This is a genomic window from Bradyrhizobium sp. 179 (assembly GCF_023073535.1).
GTDB lineage: Bacteria > Pseudomonadota > Alphaproteobacteria > Rhizobiales > Xanthobacteraceae > Bradyrhizobium.
In genome coordinates, this window is record NZ_JADPJR010000129.1 from 1 (window position 1) to 12,454 (window position 12,454).

At 64.4% G+C, this 12,454-nt stretch carries 10 protein-coding genes and 2 pseudogenes; 8 read left to right on the forward strand and 4 right to left on the reverse strand.

The window, feature by feature from the left end:
• On the reverse strand, window positions 1–791 hold a 791-nt coding region (locus IVB12_RS28985; RefSeq protein WP_247304218.1), incomplete at its 3' end, for an Hpt domain-containing protein.
• A gap of 607 nt (window positions 792–1,398) precedes the next feature.
• Between IVB12_RS28985 and IVB12_RS28990 the strand changes: the two genes are divergently transcribed.
• From IVB12_RS28990 to IVB12_RS29000, 3 genes are all read left to right on the forward strand, one after another.
• Entirely contained in the window at window positions 1,399–2,112 is a 714-nt protein-coding gene (locus tag IVB12_RS28990; protein WP_247304219.1) for a Crp/Fnr family transcriptional regulator, read from the forward strand.
• 135 nt (window positions 2,113–2,247) lie between these two features.
• Complete coding sequence (locus IVB12_RS28995) at window positions 2,248–2,625, forward strand: Hpt domain-containing protein (protein WP_247304229.1); 378 nt, start codon at window positions 2,248–2,250, stop codon at window positions 2,623–2,625.
• A 201-nt stretch (window positions 2,626–2,826) separates the two neighbouring features.
• On the forward strand, window positions 2,827–3,075 hold the full coding sequence (locus tag IVB12_RS29000) for a hypothetical protein (protein WP_247304220.1): 249 nt from the start codon (window positions 2,827–2,829) through the stop codon (window positions 3,073–3,075).
• A 58-nt stretch (window positions 3,076–3,133) separates the two neighbouring features.
• Here IVB12_RS29000 and IVB12_RS29005 read toward each other — a convergent pair whose 3' ends face one another.
• Window positions 3,134–3,757, reverse strand: a complete 624-nt coding sequence (locus IVB12_RS29005; protein ID WP_247304221.1) for a helix-turn-helix transcriptional regulator — start codon at window positions 3,755–3,757, stop codon at window positions 3,134–3,136.
• Window positions 3,758–4,092: 335 nt separating this feature from the next.
• On the opposite strand from IVB12_RS29005, the gene IVB12_RS29010 reads away from it, so the two are divergent.
• The 3 genes and pseudogenes from IVB12_RS29010 (at window position 4,093) to IVB12_RS29020 (ending at window position 7,556) form a co-directional block, all read left to right on the forward strand.
• Entirely contained in the window at window positions 4,093–5,256 is a 1,164-nt protein-coding gene (locus IVB12_RS29010) for a hypothetical protein (protein WP_247304222.1), read from the forward strand.
• Window positions 5,257–5,633: 377 nt separating this feature from the next.
• A pseudogene (locus IVB12_RS29015) lies at window positions 5,634–6,020 on the forward strand (hypothetical protein); the annotation flags it as partial.
• Window positions 6,021–6,347: 327 nt separating this feature from the next.
• On the forward strand, window positions 6,348–7,556 hold the full coding sequence (locus tag IVB12_RS29020; RefSeq protein WP_247304223.1) for an EAL domain-containing response regulator: 1,209 nt from the start codon (window positions 6,348–6,350) through the stop codon (window positions 7,554–7,556).
• 83 nt (window positions 7,557–7,639) lie between these two features.
• On the opposite strand, the pseudogene IVB12_RS29025 reads toward IVB12_RS29020, so the two are convergent.
• A pseudogene (locus tag IVB12_RS29025) lies at window positions 7,640–8,495 on the reverse strand (NAD(P)H-dependent oxidoreductase).
• A gap of 90 nt (window positions 8,496–8,585) precedes the next feature.
• On the opposite strand from IVB12_RS29025, the gene IVB12_RS29030 reads away from it, so the two are divergent.
• Window positions 8,586–9,524 carry a LysR family transcriptional regulator gene (locus IVB12_RS29030; protein WP_247304225.1) on the forward strand — a complete coding sequence of 313 codons (939 nt, stop codon included), beginning with the start codon at window positions 8,586–8,588 and terminating at the stop codon, window positions 9,522–9,524.
• A gap of 10 nt (window positions 9,525–9,534) precedes the next feature.
• Here IVB12_RS29030 and IVB12_RS29035 read toward each other — a convergent pair whose 3' ends face one another.
• Window positions 9,535–10,395 (reverse strand): DMT family transporter, encoded by an 861-nt coding sequence (locus IVB12_RS29035; RefSeq protein ID WP_247304227.1) that lies wholly within the window; start codon window positions 10,393–10,395, stop codon window positions 9,535–9,537.
• 159 nt (window positions 10,396–10,554) lie between these two features.
• Here IVB12_RS29035 and IVB12_RS29040 point away from each other — a divergent pair, with 159 nt between their 5' ends.
• Complete coding sequence (locus IVB12_RS29040) at window positions 10,555–11,922, forward strand: PLP-dependent aminotransferase family protein (RefSeq protein WP_247304228.1); 1,368 nt, start codon at window positions 10,555–10,557, stop codon at window positions 11,920–11,922.
• The last annotated feature ends 532 nt before the right edge of the window (window positions 11,923–12,454 follow it).

Genomic DNA, 12,454 nt, shown 5'->3' on the forward strand with positions numbered 1-12,454 from the left:
TGCTCCAGCGTATCCACGTTGACGCGGATCGACTGGTTGGCGATGCGGTCGCCTTCGGCGGCGCCCTCGTCGGCCAGCGACCGCTTCGGCGCCGGCTTGGCCTTGGGTTTTGCAGCGTCCTTGGCCGTTTCCTTGGCCGCAGGCGCCGGGGCGTCAAGCGCCGGCGCGGGCGCAGCCCTGACTTCCGCCTTGGCCACCGCTGCAACGGGCACCGGCGCTTCGATCGCGGTCTCGCGGAAGGCACGCTCGAGCTCGTCGAGCGAGACCTCGCCCGGACGCAACGGACGTTCCAGGGTCTGCTCGATCAGCGCGCCGGTGGTCATCGCTTTGGCCGGCGCGGCGGCCGGGGCTTCCGGCACCAAAGGCGGGGCATCGGCGACGGGAGCTGCGCTGGCGCCTGCTGCCATGGCCGCCATGCCCTGCTCGACCATCGCTTCCAGCTTGTCGATGAGGTCGCGGTCGTTACCTTCCGGCTCGGCTTCGCTCGCCTCCAGCCCGGCCAGAATCTCCTTGATGCGGTCGATCGAGGACAGGATCACCGTCACCGCCTGCCCGGTCACCGGCATGCCGTCACGGAATTTGCCCATCAAGGTCTCGCCGGCATGCGCCAGCGCTTCCAGCCGCGGCAGCCCGAGGAAGCCGCAGGTGCCCTTGATGGTGTGGACCAGGCGGAAGATGTTATCCAGGATCTTGGCGTTGTTCGGCTCCTGCTCGAACTTCACCAATTGATTGTCGACGGTGTCCAGGCTCTCGCTGGTCTCCGTCAAAAACTCCCGCAACAGATCATCCATGAGGTACGCCTTACTGAGCTGGACTTCCGCGGCTGAGCCGCGCTTGGAATCGACGGAAGCCCTCTTTCGATCGTTAGACATCCCCTTTCACGGTCCCGTTAATTTCAGCCTCCGTGCTAATACGGATATTGAAGACAAGTTTGCCGTTCGGCGGCATGCCATGGCACATTTCGGCAAAACCGGCACCGGACCGCGACGGGGAAAGGGCGTGAGGTAAACGCGCCAATTACGGCGCAACGGCGCGCGCGAGAAAGTTCTATCCGTGAAGACGATAGGCACGGCCTGCGTGAAATTGAATGGAGCCGGCGCGCGATCGCGCCCGACCTCACGAGGGCCGCTTCGTGCTTTGCCGAGATCCGCAAAGTTCGGGTTTGCGGTAAACGAACCGTTACCCCGTGGCCGGTGCGGCTCGTTCCGCGCTAACCAGCCGCGCGGACGAGTCGATCTCGGCGCCGGCGGGCGCCGCGCTGATGCACGTCTACTTTCCGCACGACGTGTCCTCATGCCGAGGCCGGACATCTTGTCCCAATTGCTAACATAGCCCAACGTGAACATGTTGGAACTTACTCGCACAAGGAGCGATGGTTCAGAAGGCGAGGAGGCAGCTTTGGAAACGACGGGGCGCCCATCCAACGGTTTCCTGTCTGCGCTGTCGGCAGACGATTATGAGCTGATCCGCCCGCACCTGCGTGCGGTCGATCTGCCCCATGACGCGGTGCTGGTCGAGGCCGGCGAGACCCTCAAGCGCGCCTATTTTCCTCACCGCGGCGTCATCTCGCTGGTGGTGAAGCTCGCCAAGGGCGAGCATGTGCAGGTCGCGATGATCGGCCGCGACAGCCTGCTCGGGACACTCTCGACGATGGGCGATGCATGCGCGCTGAACACGGCCGTCGTACTGATCCCCGGGGTCGCATCCATGATGGATCTCGACCGGCTGCGCGGCGCGGCCGACCAGAGCAGCAGCTTGCGGACCTTGCTCACGCGCCACGGCCTTGCCGTCTACGCGCAGGTCCAGCAGACCGCAGGCTGCAACGCCGCCCATTCGGTGGAGTCGCGGCTGTCGCGATGCCTGCTGCACACCCACGACCTGTCGGGCGACTACCGGCTGCTGCTGACCCAGGAGGCCATGGCACAGATGATAGGGGCGCGGCGCAACAGCGTGTCGCTGGTCGCCAACACCTTGCAGCAGGCCAATTTCATCCACTACAGCCGCGGACACATCCAGATCATGAACCTGGACGGCCTGCGTCAGACCGCGTGCGAATGCTACGCCACCGTGAAGGCGCATTACGACCGGCTGCTCGGCCGGCGCGCGTGGTAAACCGACGGCTAATGCCGGCCCGCAAACACGAGTCGTCCTGCTTCCGGAACTGAAATCCGGATGCCGTAGACATGGCGAGCCTCGCACCGATCCCGGCCCGCGCGGCATGGAATCGTGATCGAGGCAGGCCTGGCCATGTTTGAAGTGAGCGTCGCGCCAGCGCAGAATGTGCTCGATGGCGCGCCCGCGCGCGACCCGAATGCTTACGCCACGCTGGTGCGCGAAATCGGCGAGATCGGGGCCCGCGAGGTGCTTGCGGTGTTCTGGAGCGAGACCTGCGCGCGCCTGCAACTGTTGCGCACGCTCTCGGGCGAGCAGCACCAGGCGAGGCTCGCGCGCGAAGCACATTCGTTGAAGAGTACGGCCGGCACGTTCGGCTATGCCAGGCTCGCGGCGCTGGCGCTGCGGCTGGAGAAGTCCGCGCAGACGCTTCACGACACAGAACTCTGCGAGCTCCTGGACCTGATGGATGCCGCCTACGCCGCGGCGCGCGCGCAGGAACCGGAAGGCTAGAGCCATTTCCGTTCCGATGGAATCGAAGCGGACGTTCTACTCCTGGCTTGACGCGTTTTCTTGACGCGCACCGGCATCCACTTCGCTCGAAAACGCTGTAAACCACCCGCGCGTGCATTCCCGCCGTACTTCTACGGCTTGGGATTTTCACAGATGGCTAATCATAGCTGGCGATAGTCGCGAGAAACCAGGAGGGTTTCCATGTTCACCTACGAGACTGCGGACCAGAAGGAGGTCCGTCGCTTCCGCATCGCTCAGTTCAACGGCCGGATGGCGACGGTGAACGCTGGCGGGTCGACGGTGACTGGCTTCGTGCGCTCGGTACTCGAGCAAGAATCGAGCATCCCTCCCCGCTGGACCATCACGATCATCCCGAACGCACCGAAGGACGAGCCCAAGCCGCTGCGGCCCGTATCGCGCACGCGCCCCTTCGCCGAAGACTATTTCTGAGCGGGATCGGCGTTCTCCCGGGCCGCGCCGCCGGCCGGGCACAAAGCGACCATCAACCTCAATCGATCGAATGCAGCAGCGCCGCACGGACGAGGTCCGCGGTGTTGCGCGCACCGAGCTTGCGCATCGCCTCGGCGCGGTGGCTTTCGAATGTGCGTGGGCTGATCTGCATCCGAAGCGCGCCCTGCTTGTTCGAATAACCTTCGCTGATCAGCCTCAGCACCTCGCGCTCGCGCTTGGTCAGCCGCTTCTGGCCCGACAGGCCAATCAATTCGGCGCTGGGCACGCGCTGCGGCAGCGGCACGCGCGGGATCCGCGCTGCGGCGTCCCCGGTCCCGGATGGGATCGGCAGGCCGCCCTTGTGAGGACCGGCAAGCTGCTTGACGAGGCCGCAAACGCGCTCAGTCTGCGCCAGCGCATTCTCGACAACGCGCTGCAAATAGGCGCGGTCGCCGGTGACGGGCGCGAGCTGATCGCTATGATGCTTGATCTCGCCCATGTAGAGCAGGAGCGCAGTCAGGGGGCCGTTGAGCTCGCGGGCAATGGCGGCGGCCATGTCGTCGGCGGCCTTGGCACGGACGGCGTTCAGGCGGACGAAATCGAGCTCTTCAGCTGGAGCAGCGCTGCGTTCGTACCATTCCGACGGCCGCGAATCAGTGGCCGTATCATTCTGTGACGCCATGTCACTCGTTTAGCGGAACCGAGCCCGGTCTGTGATTAACTTTTTGCTCCGTAAGACTACGGTGATTTCGGCAGCTTTGCGCTAAATCCGCGGCGTCGGCACAATTTATGCTTGCACGGCGCCGCTCTCGGCCACGCTGAGGTTGAGATTTCGGCTCAGATTCTGGAGCAGGCGGGCGAAGAACCCTCAACCGGCACCTCCGCTCCTGCCAGTCCCCCGGATTTTACGGATTAATTAACGGCGACTTGCTTCTCTAAGCGAGGTTGAGAGCGCGCAAATGCCTCCACGCATTGGGCCCGCAAGCCTGCGGGAGACGCTGCGAAAGATTGCGTGCCATGAACGAGATCGATCGGCTGTCGGAATTCTTGCAGAGGCTGACGCCGATGTCGCGGAGCTGTCTGCTCAGCGAACTCGAGCGGCTTGAGCTGTGTGGCATCGACATGCCGGGCTCCGCCGACATTCAGTCCCGCTTGCGCGCCGAGTTTCGCAAGGACGGATCGGCCCATTCGCGCGCCACCAGCCCCTCGCGCTATTTCTTCGCGCCGCTCGAGCTGCTCCTGATCGATGGCGCACCCGAGCACGCCAATGCGGGGCGGATCTCACGCAACACCCTCACCCCGATCTGGGAGTGGATCTGCCGCGACCTGCTGCCGACCATGGCCCGCGACTACATCAAGGCGATCAACGACCAGGTTGCCGCCAACAACCCGAAGGAAGTGCAGAAAATCGCGTCGACCTTCCAGACCAAGGTCCTCAAGGTCCTCGAGAGCACCCTGGCGTCGGCGGAGAGCGCCCAGCTCGCACGCGCCAAGCTCGCGCAGTACACCGCATCGCGCACCGCCTTCGACGACGTGATGAAGATGCTGGACGTGCTGCGCGCCGGCGACGCGCTGCCGAAATTCAACGAAAAGCTGCCCGAACGGATCGCGAAGTTCGATGACAACCAGGTGGCCCAGATCACCTTGCAACTTGACGCCTTCAGGAAGTCCCATCCCCGCGCGATGCCCTTCGCGCTGACACTGGTGGCAAGGCGGCTGAAGACGCCCTGGCAATTGGTACGCCTCGCCACCAAGGCCGCCGCTAGCAAGACCGCCGCAGACGTCGCCGCCGCGCCTTATGCCTGCGTCGTCCCCATGGTGCTCGACCGTCTCGACGACAAGCGCCTCGCTCTTCGGGTCGCGCTCCGGCACAATCGCGTGCTGGTCGCCCGCGACCTGCTCGCCGAGATCTACGACACCGAATACGCGCTCAAGGTCCGCATCGATGGCATCGAACATTGCGATTGGGGCATCCGCCTCCAGCAATTGATGGACGCGATCGCGGCGCTGGTGTCCGCCGAGGTCAGCCGCTTCCCCGCCAATGTCGGTCACATTCTCGGATCGCGCCGGCTGCGCAGCCACGATACCCTGGGTGGCAAGCTGACCTATCTGGCCTGGAAGGGACGCGACGCCATGCAGGACGGCGCGGCGGCGTTTCGCAAATTGATCGGGCAGACCTGATATCGGTCAGTCATCAAGCGCGAGGGGCTTTCGCGTTATCGGTGAGCGATCATGTCCTAATGCGCGCGCGGCAGGCACAGGAAGCGATCGAGAAATCGGCCCGACAGCACGAACCTGAACCACCAATACATCATTCGCCGCATCGTCATTGCTGCACTCCTCGACAGCCCACCACCGGCTGGGCGGAGCAATAGCGCAGGCGCGGCAATGCGCATGTGATGTGTTTCACATTTGTGCCGAGGGACGGGACGCATCGTCGCAGAACCGTCACGAGCGAAGGTGGAACATGCCCGTATCGCGCGAAAATGAGTTCCGCGGCCGCAGCTGTCCCTCCTATCCTCCGATGCAGTGAAAGAACAAACCGCAAGGAGGTCCCGATGAGATCGCACCGACGGATCCTGACGATGGTGACGTTGCTCGTGAGTGCGCTCGCGCTCACATCGACGACGATGGCGCAAACGACGCCGCAAGGCGATGCTGTGCCGACCGCCGACAACGCGGTGCTGCTGACCGTCTTCTTCAAGCACGATCAATCCCGGCCGCTGCGCGAGCTGAATACGCAACTCGAAAAGCAGGGCTTCTACAAGGCGTTTCCGCCGCCCGGCGTCGAGGTCTTGAGCTGGTATGTGATGATGGGCATTGGCCAGGTGATCACGCTGCGCCTGCCGGCGTCGCGGCTGCGCGAGGTCAACCGCGTGATCGAGGACACGGCATGGGGCCCTTACCGCACCGAATTCCATCCGACCTATGACTACAAGGCGGTGGCATGGCCCAACACGAAAAAGCCGCCGGAAATTAATTCTCTAATCGCCCTGTCATTGCAGCAAACGGCTACGCAACCGCATCGCTCGATGCGTGGCATCGGCGAGCCGCGCTTCGATCGATCGCGCGGGAGAAATTTAGCATGCGCTGGCTGTCGTTGTCCGTGCGGTGCCTGAGTATGCAAATTCTTTTCGAAGATTCTGTCGACAAATTAGCTCGAATTGCAGCGCTTAACGTTACTCAGATAATTCAACAACGATGTGAAGCTCTCCTTATTTGAACCCACGCTCGCCGTTTATGAAACTGTCACGGAACGGGAGTGGTATGAGATGAACGATGGGATTATTGAACTCGTCGGACGAAGGCCTGTGACCTTCGGACGGCGAAAGGTGACGCCGCGCGCCTGCGTGGCCGACAGCAAGCGCCACTTGCGTGCGTTCCTCAGTGAGGTGCTCGAGGATCTGGGCTTCGTCACCAGCGAATGCGCCAGCGCGGACGAGCTGCAAACCGTGCTCGCCACCGAATTGCCGGACCTGATCCTGCTCGGCGTCGCCACCGATGGCATCGAGCCGGGAAGATTCCTGGAGATTTTGGTGCGCGAGGCATTTGCGGGGAAGGTTCTCGCGGTCGGCGCCCGCGAATCGATCATCGTCAGGGCCGTGCGGCAGGTCGGCGAGGAATATGGCCTTGCGATGCTGCCGCCGCTGACCACGCCTTTTGCCGCGGAGACGCTGCGCGAGCGTGTCGCGATGCTGCTGCCGGAGGAGCCGGCGCCGAGCCCGGCCGTACATGTCGGCGAGGCCTTGCATGCCGGCTGGCTGGAGCTCTGGTACCAGCCCAAGATCGACGCCCGCACGCTGATCCGCAGCGGCGCCGAGGCGCTGGTGCGAATGCGCCATCCCACCTGGGGCGTCGTGCCGCCGGCCTATTTCATTCCCGAGGAGCACGATCCGCATCTGCGTGACCTCTCGGAATTCGTGATCGAGCGCGCCATGCAGGACTGGCACTATCTGCTGGAGCAGCAGAGTCCGGTCGATCTCTCGATCAACCTGCCGGCGTCCTACCTGAAGGAGCCGCAGGCGGTGCGCGATCTCTGTCGCCGCATGCCGACGCATCCGGCCTTCGGCGGCTTGACGATCGAAATCGACAGCCAAGAGGCGACCCGCGATCTCGACCACCTGACGGAGATCGCGCGCGAGGTGGGTCTGCACAATATCGGCCTCGCCGTGGACAATCTCGGCGCCGACTGGCCGGCGCTGATGGGCCTCGACAAGATTCCCTTCGTCATGCTGAAGGCGGACCGGCATTTCGTCACCGGCAGCGGCAATGACCGGCTGAAGCGCACGGTGTGCCGTCACATCGTCGAGCTCGCGCAGGGCTACGGCGCGCGCGTGGTCGCCGAGGGCGTCGAGAGCCGCACCGACCTCGTCGCCGCGAACGAGCTCGGCTTCGATCTCGTGCAGGGCTTTCTGTTCGGCAAGCCGATGCCGCTGAAGAAGTTCGCCCGCTCGACGCTGACGAAAACGGTGATGGAGTGAGCTCGTTCGCGGCTCGTACGTCGCTGGAGACGCGCGAGAATCGTCAAGCTCGCGCGCGTTCGCCGGTCTGCCTGGCAGGGCACTTACGCTATTGCGGCGCTGATATCGGTCGGCGACTGCACGGCGCCCGGCTCACCACGCGAGACGCGCGCCTCGGCTCGCTCGAGGTGAAGCGCGAAACCGTTCGCCTCGGGAGGCTCGAGCCCGGCGCGCAGCTGCATGCTCGGAATCAGGTAATCGCCGCCGTTTTGGCGCCGATAGGGAATGGGCGAGGCCGTCGCAAGCGTTCTCATCCTCTCGCGCAAACGTTCGGCGATCGCTTCGAAACCGGCTTCGCCGAGCTTGTCGGCCTTGTAGACAACGAACGGCGGCAGGACGTCATAGCCGGGGTAATACAGGATGCCGTGATTGATCGGAAACAGCAGATCCTCGATCGGCCCATTGATCCCCCGGGCCGAATAATGCTCCTGCCAGCCGCCGGCCGTCACGATCAGCATCGCGCGCTTGCCCGCTAGCGTGCCCTCGCCGTAGCGGTCCCCCCCACCGCTTGTCGCTGTGCTCGCCGACGCCATACGCGAAGCCATAGGCGAACACGCGGTCGACCCAGCCCTTGAGGATCGCCGGCATGCTGAACCACCACAGCGGGAATTGCAGAATCAGCGCGTCCGCCCACAGCAGCTTCTCGATCTCGCGCTTGACGTCAGGAGTGAGTGTACCAGCCTCGAAGGCCTGCTTGGATGCAGCGGCGGGCGCCAGCCGCGCGTCCGCCGGCAGCGACGGGAAGTCGGCGCGATCGACCTCCGATTTCCAGCCTTGGGCATAGAGGTCCGTCACCCGCACCTCATGGCCCTGGGCCTCGAGCTCTCTGGCGGCAACATCCCGGAGCGAGCCATTGAGCGAACGCTGTTCGGGATGCGCAAAAACAATCAACACTTTCATGATCAGCACCATTCGTTGACGATGTCCCGCAGCTAGCGCGGCGGGCTGCAAACCGGTAGATGTCGGCAATGGATAGAATTGTGCCGGAAAATGGATAAATCGGAGGTCACGCTCGAGCGCATGCGCAGCTTCGTGCGGGTCGCCGAGCGCGGAAACCTGTCGGCCGTCGCGCGCGAGCTTGATTTGGGCCAATCCACGGTGACACGGCACATCCGCGAACTGGAGCAAGCCGTCGGCGTGCCGCTGCTCACCAGGACCACGCGCAGGGTGACGATGACAGAGGAGGGGCGCCGCTACTATGCCGACTGCGTGCAGATCCTGCGCCTGGTCGAGCACGCCGGCGACGAGGCGCGCAGCACGCGCGATGCGCCCGCTGGAATGGTACGGATATCCTGCACTGCGGCCTTCGGCGTGCTGCACGTCAGCCGTTTCATCCTCGCGTTCCAGGACCGTTATCCGGACGTGTCGGTGGATCTCAGCCTGACCGACGAACGGATCGACCTTGTGAGGGAAGGTGTCGACGTCGCACTCCGTCTGGGGCCGCTTGCCGAGAGTTCGATGAAGCTCAAGTCCCTGGGACAGTCGCGGCGGGTGCTTGTCGCCGCACCGACCTATCTTGCCGAGCGTGGCAGGCCCGCGCGTCCGCAAGACCTCGCCTATCATCAGGCCATCAGGATGTCCAACATCGCCGGCAGCGATGTGCTTGTCCTGCAAGGACGTCGTGGCGGCCGCCATGCGGTCCCGTTCGCCGGACGGTTGCGCGTCGATCACGGACTTGCCGCGCGAGAAGCGCTCGCGGCGGGCCGCGGGATTGCACCCGCACATCTTTGGCTCGTCGGCGACCTTCTCGCGACCGGCAGACTCGAACGCGTGCTTGCGGACTATTCGCCGCCTCCCGTTCCACTGAACATGCTGATCGTGCCGGAGCGGTCCGGCGTCGCGCGGGTGCGGCTGCTGGTCGATTTTCTCGCCGAGCAGATCGCGCAAATCCCCGGGATCGAAAAATCGCCGGGCAGAAGGCAGGACTAGCCGGCCATCGTCACGCAAACCGCCGCGCGAAAAAGACGCAAACGACCACGAGGACGGTCGCGGCGATCATGTTCCAGGCAACCGGCTCGTGCAGCAACAGGCCGGCGAGCGCGAGACCGAAGAATGGCTGGAGTTGCTGCAACTGGCCGACGCGGGCGATGCCGCCGAGCGCGAGCCCGCGATACCAGAAGATGAATCCGACGAACATGCTGAAGACCGAGACGTAGGCAAGCCCGACCCAGGCGGGCGCGCTGACGCCGCTCCATGTCGGTGGCCAGGTCCAAATCACGACGGGCACCATCAGCGGCAGCGCGAGCAGCAGCGCCCAGGAGATCACCTGCCAGCCGCCGAGGCGGCGCGACAGCGCGGCGCCTTCGGCATAGCCGAGGCCGCACAAGATGATCGCGGCCACCATCAGAAGATCCCCGGTCAGCGAGCTTGAGCCGTCGTTCGACAGTGCAAAGCCCGCCACGGTCGCACTGCCGAGGACGGCGAACAGCCAGAACAGCGGCTGCGGCCGCTCACCGCCGCGCAATACGCCGAAGATCGCGGTCGATAGCGGCAGGAGGCCGATGAAGACGATCGAATGCGCCGAGGTGATGTGCTGGAGCGCGAGCGCGGTCAGCAAGGGAAAGCCGACCACGACACCGATGGCGACGATGGCGAGCGAGGCGAGATCCTGCCTCGTCGGCCGCGCCTGACGGAGCAAGCCGAGCACGGCCAGGCCTATCAACGCCGCAATGAGCGCGCGCGCGGACGTCAAGAACAGCGCCGAGAAGCCGCCGACTGCCACGCGGGTCGCCGGCAGCGAGCCGCTGAAGATGATGACGCCGAGAAGCCCATTGCCCCAGCCGCTGCCGGAAGATTGCATTCCTGTCTCGCTTTTGGCTCGCAATCCTGGCGCATCGCAGATGACAAGGCCAGCGACAGTTCAGTACAATCTGGCAAAACTGTATGGATACGGAAGACTATACACTTGGACAACGACGCATCAGCGAGAGGGCGCAACGGAACGCGGACCGCAGACGTGATGAGCGCGATTCGTGCCAAGGTCGCGGGCCGCGCGCTCGGTGCCGGCGACCGCTTGCCGTCGATCCGCAGCCTTGCCGCGACAATGCGGGTTTCGCCTTCGACCGTCGTCGAAGCCTACGACCGTCTGGCTGCGGAAGGGTTGATCCGCGCCCGCCGCGGCTCGGGCTTTTACGTCTCGCCGGCAATCATGCCGCCGCTCGCATTGACCGAGGCCGAGCCGCGCCGCGACCGGGAAGTCGATCCGTTCTGGGTCTCGCGGCAGTCGCTCGATGTGGACACGACGGTGCTGAAGCCCGGCTGCGGCTGGCTGCCGCCGGAGTGGATGCCCGAGGCAGCGCTGCGACGCGCCATCCGCGCACTCGCGCGCGCCGACGAGAGCCTGTTGACGGATTATGGCAGCACGCGCGGCTCCCCTGCGCTCCGCCGGCTGTTGCTTGCGCGCCTCGCGGAAGACGCGATCGAGGCGTCGGTCGACCAGCTCATGCTGACGGGTTCAGGCACGCAAGGCACCGATCTCGTCTGCCGCTTCCTGCTCCATCCCGGCGACACCGTGCTGGTGGACGATCCCTGCTACTTCAATTTTCGCGCCTTGCTGCGGGCGCATCAGGCAAAAATCGTCGGCGTGCCCTACACGTCATCGGGGCCTGATGTTGCAAGTTTCGAGCAGATCCTCGCCAGCGAGCGGCCGCGGCTCTACATCACCAATTCAACGCTCCACAATCCGACCGGCGCGACGCTGTCGCTTCCGACCGCGCATCGGCTTTTGACCGCGGCCACCGCGCACGACCTCACCATCATCGAGGACGACATTTTCGGCGACTTCGAGCCGGAACGCTCGCCGCGCCTTGCTGCGCTGGACGGTCTCAATCGCGTGATCCGCACCGGCAGCTTCTCCAAAACACTCTCGGCCTCGGTGCGCTGCGGCTACATCGCAGGGCGAGCCGACTGGATCGAGCAACTCGTTGACCTCCAGGTCGCAACCAGCTTTGGCGGCCCGAGCCCGGTCGCGACACAGGTCATCGCAACGGTGCTGGCCGGCGGCAGCTATCGCAAGCACATGGACGAGCTCAGGCAAAAGCTCATGCGCGCCCGGCGCGACGTCGCGCGCAAGCTTCAGGCGCTCGGCATCGAGCCATGGCTGATGCCGCGCGGCGGCTTCTTCCTATGGTGCCGTCTCCGGGACAGCCAGGATGCTACGGCAGTTGCACGCGCGGCTCTCGAAGCGGATGTGGTGCTGGCACCCGGCAACGTCTTCAGCGTGTCGCAGACGGCGTCGCACTTCATGCGGTTCAACGTAGCGCAGATGAGCGATGCGCGAGTATGGGATGTGATGCGGCGGGCGTTAAAGGCGGGTGGCGCGGCGTGACTTGGGCAGCCCCGTGACAGTCAGGATCACTTCGCCCGTCCAGCGATCCCTGCCCCTCCAACATCGACAGCGCGGACAGGACTCTCTCTCGGAATCAATACACCTTCTTCGTGCGGGCAACCGATAATTCCGTCGACCACCGCTATCGATGCGCACCGAATGCCGCTTAAGAAAACCGACAATTTCCGCAAGCCTGGTCTTATCCGACCGCACATCTGCGGATTCGAAAGCAAACGGCGCAACTCAGGCTCGGCTCCTTCAGCCCGGATACAGGAGAGACAGCAACCTTGTCAGGACCGTAGAAGGCGATCGTCCGGACGGCAAAACCGCGCATGCGCTGGTTCTTTCGCAGCCGTTTGTCAGGCCGCGGCCCGATCTTCATTGGCGTGACCAAATCCGCTCGCGGAATTCCTCGACCGGTACGCTCCGACGTCTGAGCGGCCCGAGACATAGGTGACACTTCGTACCGGACACATGGGTTACACTTTCCGCTTTTGTTCTGCGGGAGGTGCGGATGCCGTGGAAAGCGAGT